Here is a 16,301-nt window from a genome sequence, read left to right as displayed (position 1 = left end):
CGGGTTCGGTCGGCGGCGCTCACCTCGACGACAATGCCTGTGCGCATGGCCCAGACTCGCATGCCGGGCCGGGCGCCGGAATCCCTACCAGGACTCTTCCGTCAGGCGCGATCCACTAGCTGGCCGACGATGTTCCGGAGAGTTGACATGTCATCCACAGCAACTAGGTTCTAGTCGCAACGCGCCTATGCGATCATCTCGGTGAAACTGGCCAGACGGTTGATGGCTCGCTTGGAAAAGGTGGTTTCCTCATTCAAGCAGTGCCAAGGGCCGTTCTCCTGGCGGGAGTTCACCAGGATGATCGTGAAATTGGGCTACGAAGAAAAACGCTCAGGCAAGACAAGTGGAAGTCAGAGAGTGTTTTTCCATTCTGGAACTCAGGACGTGATCATGGCGCATGAGCCGCACGACGGAGAAATGGGGCCAAGCATGGTCCGCCGTTTGCGCTCGCATCTGGAACAGAGGGGCATCATATGACCGTCCTAACATACAAAGGCTATCAGGGGGCGGTGACGTTTGAGGATGGTCGGCTTCTGATCCAAGTCTTGCACGTCGACGATTTTCTTACGTCAGAATGCGACAAGGCTTCTGAGGCGCAACAAACCTTTGAAGACCTTGTCGAAGGCTATCTAGAGACGTGCCGTTTGGTCGGTAAGGAACCGAGCAAGCCGTTCAAAGGCTCGCTCAATGTCAGGATGCTGCCAGAACTGCATCGCAAGGCAGCTATGGCGGCAACTCGTTGCGGAGAAACCCTTAATGCTTGGATCAGCCGCGCAATCGAAGAGAAGCTGAATTCGGACGCAGCAAAGAATCAGAACCCTGTTGATCAGCTAGCTCAAATTTTGCGCGTAGCCGCTGAACGAGCTCAGCAGCGGTCTGATTTTTCCCCTAAGCGGGACGTGTCGCAGCATCATTCACTGCTTGACCTTACGGTGCGTCGAGAAGTGCTCGTGGCAGACGTTAGTGAGAGAATTCCTGTCGTCTTGCAAAACCAAATGGCTTGGCAGGTGAAGCACTGATGGAAACTAAGCCAACGCTCAAGCGTGCCCCGGGAAGGAAGCCGTCGGGCAAAGCGTCTGTGCTCGCCAGGAAGGTCTCGTCTCGAGTTCCTGCAGTAGTCGTTATTGACTTACTGTCATGTGAGTTCGAGAATAAATTGCGAGCTCCTCAATCTGGCAAAGATGAGGGGTTAGAACACTTCCTGACCGCAAAAGCAAGCTTGGCCGGCAGCGATGAAAACACCATTGTTGGGCTTTGCAGCTTTGAAGTTAGCAGAAACAAAGAAGAAAATGCAGTTGTAGAGGCAAAAGCAAATTATGTTCTCGTTTTTTCGAAGGAAAAACTGAATGAAGCATACGGAGGAGATGCCAAACTCATGCTTCTAGACCTCGTCTCGACTAGCGCATGGCAGAATTTTTGTTCCTTGTTCTCCCTCATGAATGCCCAGGCTGATCTCGATTTGCCTCGGCTACCCGGCTCAGTTGAATGTGTTTTTGAGGAATCTACGTTCACACCTTCATAATTGAGGGGCAGCAGCAACCGAGTTATGTGGGCACCATTTTTACTGGTGCGCGTCTGACGGATGGTGGCCGTCAGTCAGCGCTTGCCACTAAGCGGTGGCACGCACCTCGACGGCCATGCCTATGTTCGCGCAGCGCCCCACCCGCGCCCACGTCCCCGTTCCCACCCGCCCCTAACCCATCCTACTCTCCCCGGATGAGACGCCCGCCCCCCCCGGCCGTCCCCTCCCCCGCCGCGGGCTGCTCGCGCTGCCCGCCCTCCTCGCGCGCCCGGCCCGCGCGGCGCCGCTGTTGCGCATCGGCTCCAAGAACTTCGCCGAACAGCTCGTGGTGGCGGAGCTTTTCGCCCAGGGCCTGGGGACCGCACCGCATGACCCTCTGTCGCGCCATGCCACGATGTCCGCCCTGATGCGCGTGTGGCGGGGCGAGCTGCCCCTGCCGACCGCCTTCTGGAACTGGGCCGTGGCCGGCGGCCTGGCGGTCAACCTCACCACCAGCCTGGCCTTCCTGGTGCTGATCACCCAGGACTCGCCGCTTGCGGCGCTCATCGTGGGGTATGGGCTGTCGGTGCCCTACAACATTGTTGCCACGGTCGGCGTCTGGCGCGCGGCGGGGCGCTATGCCGGGCCGCCGCATTGGGCGCAGGCGGCGCGGGTGGCGACGGTGGTGGGGATGGGGGTGCTGAGCGTGACATGAGGTGTGGGCTTGCACCTGCGGCGCCCGCGCTGCAGGCGCGCGATGCCGCCTGCCCCGGCGTCCGCGCACCACGCGCGCACGAGCCCCGTGGCCGGCGGGAGCGGGCCCGGAAAGGATGCAAGGTCAGTCGAACACCCGTCGGTGGTGAAGAAACCGGCGCTTGATGGCCAGCACCGTGCCACCGGCGAGCAGCACGCACAGCACCTCGACGCCCCATCGCAGGAGGCCGCCAAAGGCGAGCCCAGTATTGCCCGAGGCGAGCCCCATGCCGACCAGCGCCATGCTCGGCACCAGGGCGAGCGCGACCATAACGCCGGTGGCGAAGACCGTCAGCCGGGCGCTCACGATGGTGGCACCCGCCATGCCGGCCACCAGGGAGACGGCGACGCCACTCGCCTGAACGCTGGACCAGTACCCAGCCCAGTGCAGTCCCGGCAGGTCGGCGGCCGCACGGTCCTGCAAGAGAAGTGCGAGAGGCAGCGCGGCGGCCGCGCCGGCGGCCATCGCGAGATAGCCGGCGAGGCTCGACCGCAACCCGGCCCCCGGGCCGTGCCGATGGCCCATGATCCCGAAGAGGATGCGCAGGAGCGGCTCGAAGCCGGGGGCGATCAGCATGGCCCCGAGCACGACATGGAGCGTGTCCGATACCAGGCCGAAGGCCGCGACCGCTCCCGACGTCGCCATCAGCAGGAGGAAGTTGGGCGTGATGTTGGTGTCGCGGCGCAACTGCTCGCCCATCTCCTCCCAGGCGGTCTCATTGCCCTGCTGGTCGATCTCCTTCAGGTGCTGAGGCGCGACGATGGCGGTCGGCTCGCTGAGGGTGACGGACCCCTTCTCGAAAGCGCCGGTCTCATCCAGGAGCGTCAGGATGGCGAGCGTCGCCTCGTTCGTCGCGTCGATACGAAGGGCATCGCCCGGCGGACTCACCGAGGCGCCGGTCAGCAAGGTCACGCCCGCGACGCCCGGCATATCCTGGATGCGTTCCATGATCCGGCCGCGCAGTTCGGGCGGCAGGCTGAGGTCTAGCCTTCGGGACATCGGGACTCCATCACAGCGGTGAATGATCGGCCGCTCACGCAACGCTGTGAGCGGCACCTTGTCCCGGATGGATGGACGAGGTCAGCGGAGGTGGCCTCAACCACGCCGACACCCTTGCGAGATTTGCATGAGCCCCACGCTTCTCGCCTGCGCGCTGGCGCAGTTTCGCCAAGGCTTCAGCGGTCGTAAGACCAGTTTCACGACCGCTCCCGGCCGGCTTCGCGATCTCCGGCACCGCCTCCGCCGCCACAGGCCGGACAACACGGCATCAGCAGCAGAGGGTTTCCGCAAGCTGGTGCCGGGATGACGGTCCCCCCTCTCAGCCGCAGACCGCGGCATCCGCTTTGCCGGGTGCCCTGCTATCCGGCGGTGAGAACCGAGAGCCCGGATTCCGCCCAAAGCGACGCCGCCGGCCTCCCCGGCACCCGCCCTGGTTTCCAACCTCCACAAACCCAGCCTACTCTCCCCGGATGAGACGCCCGCCACCCCTCGGCCGTCCCCTCCCCCGCCGCGGGCTGCTCGCCCTGCCCGCCCTCCTCGCGCGCCCGGCCCGCGCGGCGCCGCAGTTGCGCATCGGCTCCAAGAACTTCACCGAACAGCTCGTGGTGGCGGAGCTGTTCGCCCAGGGGCTGGAAGGCGCCGGGGCGCGGGTGGAAAGGCGGGTCAATCTCGGCGGCACCGCCATTGCCCACCAGGCGCTCACCACGGGGGAGATCGACCTCTACCCCGAATATACCGGCACCGGCCTCGGCGTGGTGCTGAAGCAGCCGCCGGAAGGCAGCGCGGAGGACGTGCTGGCCAAGGTCCGCGCGGGGTATGAGGCGCAGTTCGGCTGCACCTGGCTCGACCCCTCCGGCATCGACAACGGCAATGCCCTGCTGGTCCTGCCGAGGACGGCGGAGCGCCACGGCCTCGCCACCCTGTCCGACCTCGCCCGCGTCGCGCCGCAGCTCACCCTGGCCGCCGGGAACGAGTTCGCCGACCGGTCGGACGGGCTGCCGGGGCTTCGCCGCGTCTATGGCATGGAATTCCGGCGCTTCCGGCAATTCGCCGCGCTCGGCCTGCGCTACGCCGCCCTGCAGCACGGCCAGGCGGATGTGGTGAATGCCTATGCGACGGACTGGCAGATCGCGGTCGGGGGCTACACGGTGCTGCGGGACGACCGGCGGCTCTGGCCGCCCTACCAGCTCGCCGCCGTGGTGCGGCAGCCGGCGCTGCGGGACTGGCCGGGCCTCGCCCCGCCGCTGCTGCGCATCGGCGCGAAGCTCGACAACCCGGTGATGCAGGAGCTGAACCGGCAGGTGGACCAGGATGGGGAGGAGCCGCGCGAGGTCGCGGCGCGCTTCCTGCAACGGCAGGGCCTCGCCTGATGCGCTGCGGCGCCACCCGGCCGGGGCTGCGTTGCGGCGGCGCGGGGGCCGGCCTGATGCGGCGGGGTTCGCCGCCGCATGGCCCGGCCCGGGCCCGGCTCGGGCGGGGCGGCGGCTGATGCGCTGGACGGTGCGGAACCTCGATACGGTCTGGGCGGCGGTGCTGGCGCATCTCGGCCTGGTGGCGGCGGCGCTGGCGCTGGCGCTGCTGGTGGCCCTGCCGCTCGGCCTGCTGGTGGCGCGGCGGCCGGCGGCGCGCGCCGCGGTGCTGGGCACGGCCTCCCTCCTCTACAGCCTGCCGACGCTGGCGCTGTTTGCCCTGCTGGTGCCGGTGCTCGGCCTCGGCTTCCGGCCGGCGCTGCTGGCGCTGGTGAGCTATGCGGTGCCGATCCTGCTGCGGGCGCTGGTCGCGGGGCTCGCCTCGGCACCGCCGGCGGTGCTGGACGCGGCCGATGGGATGGGGCTGACCCCGCGGCAGAGGCTGTGGCGGGTGGAGGTGCCGCTGGCCCTGCCGGCGCTGCTCGGGGGGCTCAGGGTGGCCTCGGTCACGCTGGTCTCGGCGGCCACCGTCGCGGCCTATATCAATGCCGGGGGGCTGGGGACGCTGATCCTGACGGGGCTGGACCAGGGGCATACCGAGAAGATCCTGGTCGGCGCGGGCCTCGTCACCCTGATGGCGCTGCTGCTGGATGCCGTGCTCGGCGCCGTGCAGCGCCGCCTGCCGGCCCTCGCCTGATGCAGGTGCTGGCCGGCGCCGTGACCTGGCTGGGGGCGAATCCCGGCACCTTCCTCGGCGCGGTCGGGGAGCATCTGCTGCTCTCCCTCACCGGCCTCGCGCTCGGCATCGCCATCGCCCTGCCGCTCGGCCTTGTGGTGGCGCACCGGCCGCGCCTGGCGGAGGCGAGCATCGCCGGCGCCGGGGCGCTGCGCACCATCCCGAGCCTCGCGGTGCTGGCGGCGCTGCTGCCGCTGCTGGGGGTGGGCTTCACGCCCTCCGTCCTGGCGCTGGCGCTGCTGGCGCTGCCGCCGGTGCTGGTGAACACGGTGGTGGGGCTGCGCGGCGCCGATCCGGCGGCGCTGGAGGCGGCGCGGGCCTTGGGCATGACGCGCCGGCAGCGGGCGCTGCGGGTGGAACTGCCGCTGGCGGCGCCGCTGGTCTTCGCCGGGCTCAGGATCGCGGCGGTGCAGGTGGTCTCGGCCGCGGCGCTGGCCACCTTCATCGGCGGCGGCGGGCTGGGGGACCTGGTGACGCAGGGCCTGGCGCTGCTGGATACCGGGCGGATGCTGGTCGGCGCCGTCGCCATCGCGCTGCTGGCGCTGGCGACGGAGGCCGGGTTCGGGCTGCTGGAGCGCCGCCTCTCGGCGCGGTTGGGGGGCGGATGATCGAGCTGGACGGGCTGACCAGGCGCTGGCCCGGCGCCGACCGCGCGGCGGTGGAGGACCTGACCCTGACCGTGCCGGAGGGGACGAGCTGCGCCCTGATCGGCCCGTCCGGTTCCGGCAAGACCACCACGCTGCGCATGGTGAACCGGCTGGTCGAGCCGAGCGCCGGCCGCCTGCGCATCGCCGGGCAGGATGCGCTGGCAGGGGACCCGGTCATGCTGCGGCGGAGCATCGGCTATGTGATCCAGGAGGTCGGGCTCTTCCCGCATTGGAGCGTGGCCGGGAATGTGGCGACGGTGCCGCGGCTGCTCGGCTGGCCGGCGGCGCGGATCGCGGCGCGGGTCGAGGAGGTGCTGGCGCTGACCGGCCTCGACCCCGCGCGCTTCGCCCGGCGCCGGCCGCATGAGCTCTCGGGCGGGGAGCGCCAGCGGGTCGGGGTGGCGCGGGCGCTGGCCGGCGACCCGCCGGTGCTGCTGATGGACGAGCCCTTCGGCGCGGTGGACCCGGTGGTGCGCGGCCGGCTGCAGGAGGAGGTGCTGCGGCTGCTGAAGCAGCTCCGCAAGACCGTGCTGCTGGTGACGCACGACCTGGAGGAAGCGGTGCGGCTGGGCGATGCGGTCGCCGTGCTGCGCGCGGGCCGGCTGGTGCAGCACGCGCCGGCGGCGGAGCTGCTGGCGCGGCCGGCGGATGAGTTCGTCGCGGAGTTCCTCGGGGCGGACCGCGCGCTGAAGCGCCTGGCCCTCATCCCCGTCTCGGCGCTGCCGCGGCGGGACGCGCGGGCGGAGGGCGCGTCCCTGCCGGAGGGCGCCTCCCTGCGGGACGCGCTGGCGGCGATGCTGGCGCGCGGCACGCGGGCGGTGCCGCTTGCCGGCGGCGGCTCGCTGGCGCTGGAGGATGTGCTGGCGGCCGGCTCCGGCGAAGCCCCTTCCGAGGCCATGGGCGTAAGCCTCGAGGGCCAGCAGCGGAGCCCTGCCGGGGGAGGCTGAGGAGCCGGAGGCACCGCCTCCGCTGCCCCCACATGGCGCATCCCCTGTCACCGGATTGCGTTCAATCCGCCTGCGGGTCCCGGCAAGAAGGGCCCCCGCAGGCCGTGGCCGCCCCTCTCCCGGGATCGGGCGGCCCTCTGGGGAAGGAGACAGCCAGATGCGCACCTTGTTGATGGCCGGACTCGCCGGGCTGCTGTTCACGCTGCCGGTCGCCGCGCAGCAGGCCACGCCGCCCGCGCCCCCGGGCGGCACCGCCCCGCGCGGGCCAGGCGCTGGCCCCATGGGCGGTCCGGGCATGATGGGCGGCCAGGGGATGATGGGCCGGGCCGGGCCGCAGGAGGAGGACGAGGACGAGGACGATCGCCGCGGCCCGATGCGCGGCGCCCGCCATGGCCACCATCACCACCGCGGCGCCGAGGCGGCGCCGATGCAGGTCATCATCAATATCGGCCCGCAGAACCGCGTCGAGATCGAGGAGCGGGGGCCGCGCGGTGCCGGCTACGGCCCCATGGGCGAGCGCCGGATGATGGGCGAGGCCGGGCGCGGCCGCGGCATGGCGGAGCGCGTGGAGGCCCGGCTGGCCGCCCTGCGGGAGGAACTGCAACTGACACAGGAACAGCAGCCGGCCTGGGACCGCTTCGCCGGCACGGTGCGGGAGGCGCTTGGCCGCATGCGCCCGGATCCGGCGGCGATGGGCCAGGCGCAGGGGCTGGAGCAGCGCCTTTCGGCGCATGAGGCGCGGCTGAATGCGCGGCTGGAGGCGGTGCGGTCCGTGCGCGGCGCGCTGTCCGGCCTGACGGGCTCGCTCACCGAGGATCAGCGGCGCAGGCTCGACGAGCATGCCACCGCCGTCCTGCCGGGCATGGGCGGCTGGCAATCCGGGATGCGCTGACAAGGCGCCCCGCGCAGCGACCAGACCGCCCGATTCGCGTCGGACGGTCCGGCCTGCCGTTCAGGCAGGCACATCAAGGCGGCGGAGAGCGGCCGGCACGGGTCGCGGCCCGCACCCGCCAGCGGCGACTGCGGCCGAGAAGGCGGGCGGCGGGCCCGGCCGCCTCGGCAAGGTTTCCGGAGGCGGCGCCGGCGGCAGTCCGAATGCGCCAGCGTCGATGCCGGACAGGAGGACGGGCGGCACTCGGCGCGGGCTGGCACGGTCCCGGCCCGCCGGCGATGGCGCCCGGCCGGTGCCACGGACCGGCCGGCACAGGTCCCGGCAAGCCACTGCCGGCGGCACCTAGAGCAGATTGCCGGAGGACGTGAACGACCGAAGGCGTGAATCTGCTCGGAAAACAAGGAGCTACAGCGGATGAGCGTTCAGTTCTGAACGCTCATCCGCTGTAGACGGAAAGCGGCGCCGGCAGGTTGAAGGCTGCGGCCGGTTTCATCCCGACGGGTCGGCCATTCCGGTGGGCAACTGTTACTTGGCGCATGACGTCCCGCCCTGCGGCCCGCCGCCCATGCCGCGAAGCCGAGGCCCGGAGGGCCGCCGGCGTTTGATGCAGGAGATGCGTCATCCTGTCATGCGCCAGGGATGAGGCGGCAGACATGCCTCAGCATGCCCGTGGACCCATGCCGGATCCGCCCTGCCCCCGTTCCGGCATGGAGCACGCACCGCCCGTCCGGCACGGCGGTCCCGGCGCGGCGCCCGCATCTCCGGCGCGCAACCGACCGCTTCACGCGCGGATTCCGGTCCGTTTTCGCATCTAAAAGTTGAAGTGTGAGGAGGCCTCACGCGATTGCGCGTGTGGATTGTATAAAGCATACGCTCTCCCCGCACCGAGTGATCACATTTTTGTGCATCACGAAATCTTGGAGAGCGGAGCGTATGGACCTCAGCACCCCGAACCAGACCGGCAAGGACACCCTCGTCATCACCCTCTCGCAGGATGCCTGGCAGGGCGATGCCCGTTTCACGGTCGCGGTCGATGGGAAGCAGGTCGGCGGCACCTTCCAGGCCGCCACGCAAGCCGGCCAGGGCACCGATACCCTGACCCTGCGCGGCGACTGGGGCGGCGGCGCGCACAAGCTCGCCATCACCTTCCTGAACGACGCCTATGGCGGCCACCCCGCGGCCGACCGCAACCTCTTCATCGAGGGCGTCAGCTACAACGGCATCCCGGCCAGGGGGGCGGAAGCCGACCTCTTCTCGAACGGCACGGCCGAGCTGAGCTTCGGCGGCGCGGCGGGCCCGCAGGCCGGGCCGGCACTCCCCTCGCGCGGCGACCTGCCGGCGACGAAGACGGTCTGGGTCGAGAGCTTCGACAAGGGCACCGGCATCTTCTCCCGCGTCTGGGGACCCGGCGTGGATACCAGCAAGCCCGGCCAGATCACGCTGCACAGCACGCCGGACAACAAGGACAGCGGCGCCATGGTCCCGCCCAAGGGGGCGGATGCCGGCTTCGGCTACGGGCTGTACAGCTTCACCCTGTCCATGACCCAGGGCAATGTCCCCGGCCCCTACGCCCTGCTCTGGCCGGGCACCGACAACTGGCCCGGCCCGGAGCTCGACATGGTGGAGGTGCTGCGGGGCGGCCCGGTCTATTCGACCGTGCACTGGAAGGGCCCGGGCAACAGCGACAAGTTCACCTCCTACAAGATGGAGGGCGTGGACCCGAAGCAGGTCCACACCTACTCGATGCTGTGGGAGGAAGGCCGGCTCACCGGCTTCGTCGACGGCAAGAAGATGTGGACGACCACCTCGAACGTCCCGAAGGACTTCGCCCATGGCGGCGAGAACCTGGCGCCGAGCGTCGGCATGCAGACCTGGTGGTCGGCCAAGGACCAGTATGGCAGCGGCTACGACAACCGCATGACCGTCTACGAGGTCTCCTACTCGGTCATCGCCTGAGGAGGCCGGCCGGGCCGCTCCAGCCGGAGCGCCCCGGCCTTCGGCCGCCGCCCGCCGCCGCCCCCTCCCCGGGGCGCCGCGCCCGCGGGCGCGGCGACGCCCCGCGGCATCGCCATGGCGGCGGGCCTTCGGCACTGACCGCCGGCCCGCCGCAGGCCCTGGATCACGGAGCGGAGTCGCGCGCCGCCGCGATCCGCCCCGGCGGGCCGGAGATCCTGGCAGCGCTGGCGCCCCGCCACCCGCCCCTTCCCTGCCGCTGAGCGGCAGCGCGGCCCGCCCCCTGCCCGAGGAGGCGCGGCCCCCGCCCGGGCCGCCCGGCAGGACACCGGGGAGGCAGGCGGATCCGGGCCGCCGATCCGGCGCGCCCGCCCGGCCCCGGCGCATCGCGCCGCTTCCTCCCGATCCATGCGCACCGGACCTCCCCCGGCCCGCCGGACCCGCGATTCGCCCTCCGGATCCGCGCGACGGGGCGTGCTGCGGCGGATGGCGCCCGTATCCGGACGCTCATCCGCCGTGCCTCCTCGATATCCGGGCAGATCCAGGCGCCCGGCCCTTCACGCGCCTCGCGCTGGCGGCGGGCTCACGCCCCGGGCGCAGCCTCCCGCCGCGCCGGCCCCTCCCGCCCTTTCATCCCTGCGACAGTCCGCGCCGGAGGCGCGGCGATGGCGGAAAGCCGCCGGCCTTGCTGCGCCTTGGTTGGGCGGGCGGGCGGTCCATTGTGATGACAAAATTAAAATGTGAACGCGCCCCCACATTTCCGCGATTGATCCTGCAGGTTGAATACGACATATCGTGTTCCCGCACAGGTACACCACATTCTTGTGCATTACGTAATTGTGAGGAACGGGCTCATGCTGTCCGGCAAGCCAACGACCACGCGCGCTCACTCCCTCAACCATAAGTTGGGGATACATGATGTGACACCCTTTATGCGCGAGTCTGCCGGCCTCCATGGCCCCCGCCCCCACGCCGCAACGCAGGAGGCCTGATCGTGGCCGAGATCATCGACCGCAGCCAGTTCACCACCGTCTGGACCGAAAGCTTCGACAAGGGCACGGGCATGCTCTCCCGCGTCTGGGGGCCGGGCATCGATACCAGCGTTCCCGGCCAGATCACCGTGCACAGCACGCCGGACAACAAGGACAGCGGCGCCATGGTCCCGCCCACCGGGGCGAGCGCCGGCTTCGGTTACGGCCTCTACAGCTTCACCCTGTCCCTGACCCAGGGCGACGTCCCGGGTCCCTATGCCCTGATCTGGCCGGGCACCGATGTCTGGCCCGGCCCCGAGCTCGACGTCATGGAGGCGCTGAAGGGCGGCCCGCTCTATTCCACCGTGCACTGGAAGGGTGAGGGCAACACCGACAAGTACACCTCCTACATGCTGGAGGGCGTGGACCCGAAGCAGGTCCACACCTATTCGCTCGACTGGGCGCCGGGCCGGCTCACCGGCTATGTCGACGGCAAGGCGATGTGGACGACCACGGCGAACGTCCCGAAGGACTTCGCCAATGGCGGCGAGAACCTGGCGCCGGGCGTCGGCATGCAGACCTGGTGGTCGGCCAAGGACCAGTACGGCAGCGGCTACGACAACCGCATGACCGTGTTCGACGTGAGCTACGCCAAGCCGAACGCCAACTATACCGATGGCAACATGCCGGCCCCCGGCCCGACGCCGATCAAGCAGACCATCGGCTCGGGCGCCGACAGCCTGGTGCTGAACATCGCGCAGGATGCCTGGAAGGGCAGCGCGCAATACACCATCAGCGTGAACGGCAAGCAGGTCGGCGGCACCCTCACCGCCAGCGCGCTGCGCAGCGGCGACCAGGATGATATCATCACCGTCAAGGGCGACTTCGCCTCGGGCGTCAACAAGCTGACGGTGCACTTCCTGAACGACGCCTATGGCGGCAGCGCCGCCACCGACCGCAACCTCTATCTCGAGGGCGCCAGCCTGAACGGCACTGCCATCCCGGGCGCCAGCAAGTCCCTGCTCTCGAACGGCCCCGTCGATATCGGCTTCACCAAGCCGGCTGCCGGCCCGACGCCGATCAAGCAGACCATCGGCTCGGGCGCCGACAGCCTGGTGCTGAACATCGCGCAGGATGCCTGGAAGGGCGATGCGCAGTACACCATCAGCGTGAACGGCAAGCAGGTCGGCGGCACCCTCACCGCCAGCGCGCTGCGCAGCGGCGACCAGGACGACATCATCACCGTCAAGGGCAACTTCGCCGCCGGCGCCAACAAGGTCACGGTGAACTTCCTGAACGACGCCTATGGCGGCAGCGCCGCCACCGACCGCAACCTCTATCTCGAGGGCGCCAGCCTGAACGGCACCGCCATCCCGGGCGCCAGCAAGTCCCTGCTCTCGAACGGCCCCGTCGATATCGGCTTCACCAAGCCCTTCAGCCAGACCATCGGCTCGGGCGCCGACAGCCTGGTGCTGAACATCGCGCAGGATGCCTGGAAGGGCGATGCGCAGTACACCGTCAGCGTCAACGGCAAGCAGGTCGGCGGCATCTTCACCGCTGTCTCCCTGCGCAGCGGCGACCAGGACGACATCCTCACCATCCGGGGGGATTTCGGGCCGGGGACGCACAAGGCGACGGTCAAGTTCCTGAACGACGCCTATGGCGGCAGCCCGGCGGCCGACCGCAACCTCTATGTCGAGGGCATCACCTATAACGGCAAGTGGGTCGACCACAGCATGAAGGCGCTGCTGTCCAACGGCCCCGCCGATTTCATCTTCGCCTGAGCCCGGCCCGCAGGCCCGGCCAGCGGCGGCGGCCATCCGGGCTCCGGATGCGCCCCGCCGGGATGCCGGACCGATGCGGCCTGCCGCGGCACGCCTCCGCCGCCGCGGTCACCGCGGCCGGGCCGCATGGCCCGGCCCCATGGAATGGAAGGGCGCCCCCCGGGGCGCCCTTTTTCACGACCGGGCGCGGCATGCTATGCGCCCGCCCATGCAATCCCTGAACGACACGGCGCCGGCCCTCCCCGCGCTCATGGGCGCGCGGCGCGTGGTGGTGAAGATCGGCTCCGCCCTGGTGGTGGAGGAGCAGACCGCGGCCCCGCGCGCCGCCTGGCTGGCCAGCGTCGCCGCCGATGTCGCCGCGCTGCGCGCGCGCGGGACGGAAGTGATCCTGGTCTCCTCCGGCGCCATCGCCCTCGCCCGCCATGCCCTTGGCCTGACGCGGAAGAAACTGCGGCTGGAGGAGAAGCAGGCCGCCGCCGCGGTCGGGCAGATCCGCCTGGCCGGCGCCTGGCAGGCGGCGCTCTCGGCCCATGGCCTCGCCGCCGCGCAATTGCTGCTGACGCTGGAGGACAGCGAGGACCGCCGGCGCTACCTGAATGCCCGCGCGACGCTCGGGACGCTGCTCGAGCTCGGCTGCGTGCCGGTGATCAACGAGAACGACACCGTCGCCACCGCCGAGATCCGCTTCGGCGACAATGACCGGCTGGCCGCCCGCGTCGCCGAGATGACCGGCGCCGATGCCCTCATCCTGCTCTCCGACATCGACGGGCTCTACACCGCCGATCCCCGCAAGGACCCGCAGGCGGCGCACCTGCCGGTGGTGGAGCGCATCACCGACGACATCATGGCCATGGGGGGCGAGCCGCCGCCCGGCTATTCCTCCGGCGGCATGCGCACCAAGCTGATCGCGGCCCGGATCGCGACCGGCGCGGGTTGCGCCATGGCGATCGCCCTCGGCGCGCGCGACAACCCGCTGCGCGCGATCGAGGACGGCGCGCGCTGCACCTGGTTCCTGCCGGCGCCGGAGGGCCGCACCGCGCGCAAGCGCTGGATCGCCGGCTCGCTCGCGCCGCTCGGCAGCCTCGTGGTGGATGACGGCGCGGCGCGGGCGCTGGCGCGCGGCTCCTCCCTGCTGCCGGCGGGCGTGCGGGCGGTGGAGGGCAGCTTCCACCGCGGCGACCCGGTCAGCGTGAAGGACGCGGCGGGGCGCGAGGTGGCACGCGGCCTCGCGGCCTATGACGCCGAGGACGCCCGCCGCATTGCCGGGCATCGCAGCGAGGAACTCGAGGAGATCCTCGGCTGGCGCGGGCGCGACGAGATCGTGCACCGGGACGACCTGGTGCTGATGTGACGCCAGGCGGGGGCCCCGCCCCCGCCATGGGTTCAGCGCCGCACCCGGTCCAGCGCCGCGCGCCCGGCCGCGACGCCGGTGCTGAAGCAGGCCTGCAGCAGGTAGCCGCCGGTCGGCGCCTCCCAGTCCAGCATCTCGCCGCAGGCGAAGACGCCGGGGCGGCGGCGCAGCATCAGGCGCTCATCCACTTCCTCCCAGCCCAGGCCGCCGGCCGAGGAGATGGCGCGGTCCAGGCCCATCGGCGCCTCGGCCCGCAGGGGCAGCGCCTTCACCAGCCTGGACAGCGGCGCGGTGGCGCCGGCATGCAGCGCCTCCTGCACCAGGCCGATCGCCACCGGCGGCAGCCCGGCCCGGCGGAGATGGTTGGCCAGGGAGAGGCCGCCCCGCGGCCCGTCCAGCCGCGCGGCCAGCGCCTCCGCCGCGAGATCCGGCCGCAGGTCGAGGGAGAGCGTGACCGGCCCGCGCGCCGCGATCGCCTCCCGCAACGGGCCGGAGAGCGCATAGACCGCGCCGCCCTCGATGCCCGTGGCGGTGACCACGGCCTCCCCGCGCACCCTGGCCGCCTCGAAGGACAGGGCGATGCGCTTCAGCGGCGTGCCCTCGAAGCGCGCACGGAAGCGGTCGGACCAGGCGATCCGGAAGCCGCAATTGGCCGGGCGCAGCGGCGCCACCCCCTCCAGCAGCCCCGTCCAGGCGCCGTCCGAACCGAGCCGCGGCCAGGAGGCGCCGCCGAGCGCGAGGATGGTCGCTGCCGGGCGCAGCCGCATGGGCCCTTCCGGCGCCTGGAATTCCAGCGCCCCCTCCGCGTCCCAGCCCAGCCAGCGATGCCGCGGCCGCAGCGTGACGCCGAGGGCGGCGAGCCGCGCCAGCCAGGCGCGCAGCAGGGGGGAGGCCTTCATGGCCTGCGGGAACACCCGGCCGGAACTGCCGGTGAAGACCGCCTGCCCCAGCCCCTCCGCCCAGGCGATCAGCGCGGCCGGGGGAAAGGCCTCGATGAAGGGCGCGAGCCGGTCCCGGGCCGCGCCGTAGTGGCCGAGGAATTCGGGCAGCACCTCGGAATGCGTCAGGTTCAGCCCGCCGCGGCCGGCGATCAGCAGCTTCCGCGCCGGGGAGGGCATGCGGTCCAGCACCATGGCCGCCGCGCCGCCTTGCGCAAGCACCTCCGCCGCCATCAGCCCGGCCGGTCCGGCCCCGATGATGGCGACAAGGGGTTGGGTGTCCTGCTCCGGCATGCGCGGGTTCTGCACCGTGTCCGATCCGAAGGGCGTGCTCCTGCCCCCCTTCGGGGTCAGAGCCGTTGGCCCGCCATGCCCGCCCCCACTTACAGGGGCGGGTCAGGGGCCGGGATGGCCGGACCGGATGCGGCCGAACCCTGGCCGTTCCCTCACGTCACCTGCGGGCCGGCCCGGGGCGGGCCGCCCACCCCCGCCTCATCCTCGTCGTCGGGGTCGAGGGCGTCCTCCGTGACCAGGGCGAGGGGATCGACATGCGCATCGGCCATGATGATGAGGATGCCGACGATCATGAGGAGGAAGGCGCCGATCGTGCCGAAGTCGAGCATGATGGCCGATGCCCCGACCACGGCAATTCCGGCGATCCAGAGCCAGATATTGCCTTTGAGATGCGCCGCTGCCCGTTTACGCATGGAGTCTGCTCCCTTGACCGGGAAGATTCCGGGGGCAGGCTGCGGCAACGGCTGATCGGCCGTCATCCGCCTCCGGCGCCTCGGCCCGCCGAAGGATGCGGCGGTTCCCTGACCGGTCTGCGTATAGAGCAGATCGCTTCCGGAGGCGAAGGCCGGGACGCCTGGACCCGCCCGATGGTCGATGCGCGAGCGGGGATGCCGCCGGGTGAACCCACCCGCCCGATGCCCGTTCAGGTCGCGCAACCGATTGGGACGGAGGATTCAATGGCCGACGGTTATCTTTCCGGCTGGCGCTCCGGCGCACGCGAAGCCCGCGATGTCGCAGAGGATTACGGCCACCGGGCTGCCGGCAGGATGCGCGATGCCGGGGAGCGGCTGCGCGACCGGGGCGATGACGCGCGGAGCGAATTGTCCCGCCTCTGGTCGCAGTTGGAGGATCTGGTCGAGCGCCGCCTGGGGCCGGCCGCCTCGGAGGCGGCGCATTCCGCCGGCAGCTATGCGCGCCATGGGCGGGAGATGGCCTATGACGTCGCCGACCAGCTCCGCGATGTCACCCGCAACCGGCCGCTGGTGGCGATCGGCGTCGCGGTCGCGGCCACCTGGCTGATCGCCACCATGCTGCGCGGCGGCCGGCGCTAGGGCGGATTGCGGCCGGGCGTGAACGCCCGGAAGCGTGCATCCGCCCGCAAGAACAAGGAGCTACAGCGGATTG

Annotated in this window: 16 protein-coding genes; 13 read left to right on the top strand and 3 right to left on the bottom strand. The window is 70.9% G+C overall.

Features of this window, described 5'->3' with window-relative positions; all coding sequences use genetic code 11:
- Positions 1-222: 222 nt before the first annotated feature.
- The 4 genes from LHA35_RS29075 to LHA35_RS18920 all read left to right on the top strand — a co-directional run bounded on the left by LHA35_RS29075 (position 223) and on the right by LHA35_RS18920 (position 2,216).
- The gene (locus LHA35_RS29075) at positions 223-477 is read left to right on the top strand and encodes a type II toxin-antitoxin system HicA family toxin (protein ID WP_226610958.1); all 255 of its coding nucleotides are present in this window, start codon (positions 223-225) and stop codon (positions 475-477) included.
- Positions 474-1,019, top strand: coding sequence for a type II toxin-antitoxin system HicB family antitoxin (locus LHA35_RS18930; RefSeq protein WP_226610955.1), 546 nt, complete (start codon positions 474-476; stop codon positions 1,017-1,019). The genes LHA35_RS29075 and LHA35_RS18930 overlap by 4 nt, the downstream gene beginning before the upstream one ends.
- On the top strand, positions 1,019-1,522 hold the full coding sequence (locus tag LHA35_RS18925; protein ID WP_226610953.1) for a hypothetical protein: 504 nt from the start codon (positions 1,019-1,021) through the stop codon (positions 1,520-1,522). Before LHA35_RS18930 ends, LHA35_RS18925 begins: the two co-directional genes overlap by 1 nt.
- Positions 1,523-1,811: 289 nt before the next feature.
- On the top strand, positions 1,812-2,216 hold the full coding sequence (locus LHA35_RS18920) for a hypothetical protein (RefSeq protein ID WP_226610950.1): 405 nt from the start codon (positions 1,812-1,814) through the stop codon (positions 2,214-2,216).
- A gap of 123 nt (positions 2,217-2,339) precedes the next feature.
- Here LHA35_RS18920 and LHA35_RS18915 read toward each other — a convergent pair whose 3' ends face one another.
- The gene (locus LHA35_RS18915) at positions 2,340-3,203 is read right to left on the bottom strand and encodes a DUF389 domain-containing protein (RefSeq protein WP_226610948.1); all 864 of its coding nucleotides are present in this window, start codon (positions 3,201-3,203) and stop codon (positions 2,340-2,342) included.
- A 521-nt stretch (positions 3,204-3,724) separates the two neighbouring features.
- Here LHA35_RS18915 and LHA35_RS18910 point away from each other — a divergent pair.
- The 8 genes from LHA35_RS18910 (at position 3,725) to proB (ending at position 13,944) form a co-directional block, all read left to right on the top strand.
- Positions 3,725-4,624 (top strand): glycine betaine ABC transporter substrate-binding protein, encoded by a 900-nt coding sequence (locus LHA35_RS18910; protein WP_226610946.1) that lies wholly within the window; start codon positions 3,725-3,727, stop codon positions 4,622-4,624.
- 118 nt (positions 4,625-4,742) lie between these two features.
- Positions 4,743-5,360 carry an ABC transporter permease gene (locus tag LHA35_RS18905; RefSeq protein WP_226610944.1) on the top strand — a complete coding sequence of 206 codons (618 nt, stop codon included), beginning with the start codon at positions 4,743-4,745 and terminating at the stop codon, positions 5,358-5,360.
- A complete protein-coding gene (locus tag LHA35_RS18900) occupies positions 5,360-6,007 on the top strand; it encodes an ABC transporter permease (protein WP_226610942.1) in 648 nt (215 codons plus the stop codon). The genes LHA35_RS18905 and LHA35_RS18900 overlap by 1 nt, the downstream gene beginning before the upstream one ends.
- The gene (locus LHA35_RS18895; protein ID WP_226610940.1) at positions 6,004-6,993 is read left to right on the top strand and encodes an ABC transporter ATP-binding protein; all 990 of its coding nucleotides are present in this window, start codon (positions 6,004-6,006) and stop codon (positions 6,991-6,993) included. The genes LHA35_RS18900 and LHA35_RS18895 overlap by 4 nt, the downstream gene beginning before the upstream one ends.
- 157 nt (positions 6,994-7,150) lie before the next feature.
- On the top strand, positions 7,151-7,885 hold the full coding sequence (locus LHA35_RS18890) for a Spy/CpxP family protein refolding chaperone (protein ID WP_226610937.1): 735 nt from the start codon (positions 7,151-7,153) through the stop codon (positions 7,883-7,885).
- Positions 7,886-8,818: 933 nt separating this feature from the next.
- Positions 8,819-9,841: a carbohydrate-binding domain-containing protein gene (locus LHA35_RS18885; RefSeq protein ID WP_226610935.1), complete on the top strand. Its 1,023-nt coding sequence runs from the start codon at positions 8,819-8,821 to the stop codon at positions 9,839-9,841.
- Positions 9,842-10,832: 991 nt separating this feature from the next.
- On the top strand, positions 10,833-12,593 hold the full coding sequence (locus LHA35_RS18880) for a carbohydrate-binding domain-containing protein (RefSeq protein WP_226610934.1): 1,761 nt from the start codon (positions 10,833-10,835) through the stop codon (positions 12,591-12,593).
- Positions 12,594-12,801: 208 nt separating this feature from the next.
- The gene (gene proB, locus LHA35_RS18875; RefSeq protein ID WP_226610933.1) at positions 12,802-13,944 is read left to right on the top strand and encodes a glutamate 5-kinase; all 1,143 of its coding nucleotides are present in this window, start codon (positions 12,802-12,804) and stop codon (positions 13,942-13,944) included.
- 32 nt (positions 13,945-13,976) lie between these two features.
- On the opposite strand, the gene LHA35_RS18870 is transcribed toward proB, so the two are convergent.
- Entirely contained in the window at positions 13,977-15,176 is a 1,200-nt protein-coding gene (locus tag LHA35_RS18870; RefSeq protein WP_226610966.1) for a BaiN/RdsA family NAD(P)/FAD-dependent oxidoreductase, read from the bottom strand.
- Positions 15,177-15,328: 152 nt separating this feature from the next.
- Positions 15,329-15,589 carry a hypothetical protein gene (locus LHA35_RS18865; protein ID WP_226610932.1) on the bottom strand — a complete coding sequence of 87 codons (261 nt, stop codon included), beginning with the start codon at positions 15,587-15,589 and terminating at the stop codon, positions 15,329-15,331.
- A 264-nt stretch (positions 15,590-15,853) separates the two neighbouring features.
- Between LHA35_RS18865 and LHA35_RS18860 the strand changes: the two genes are divergently transcribed.
- The gene (locus LHA35_RS18860; protein ID WP_226610929.1) at positions 15,854-16,228 is read left to right on the top strand and encodes a hypothetical protein; all 375 of its coding nucleotides are present in this window, start codon (positions 15,854-15,856) and stop codon (positions 16,226-16,228) included.
- Positions 16,229-16,301: the final 73 nt, after the last annotated feature.

Origin of the sequence: Roseicella aerolata (assembly GCF_020523605.1) — a bacterium.
In the GTDB taxonomy this organism is placed as follows: domain Bacteria; phylum Pseudomonadota; class Alphaproteobacteria; order Acetobacterales; family Acetobacteraceae; genus Paracraurococcus; species Paracraurococcus aerolatus.
Note: the sequence above shows the minus strand (reverse complement) of the source record. Positions and strands in the feature narration are given on the sequence as shown.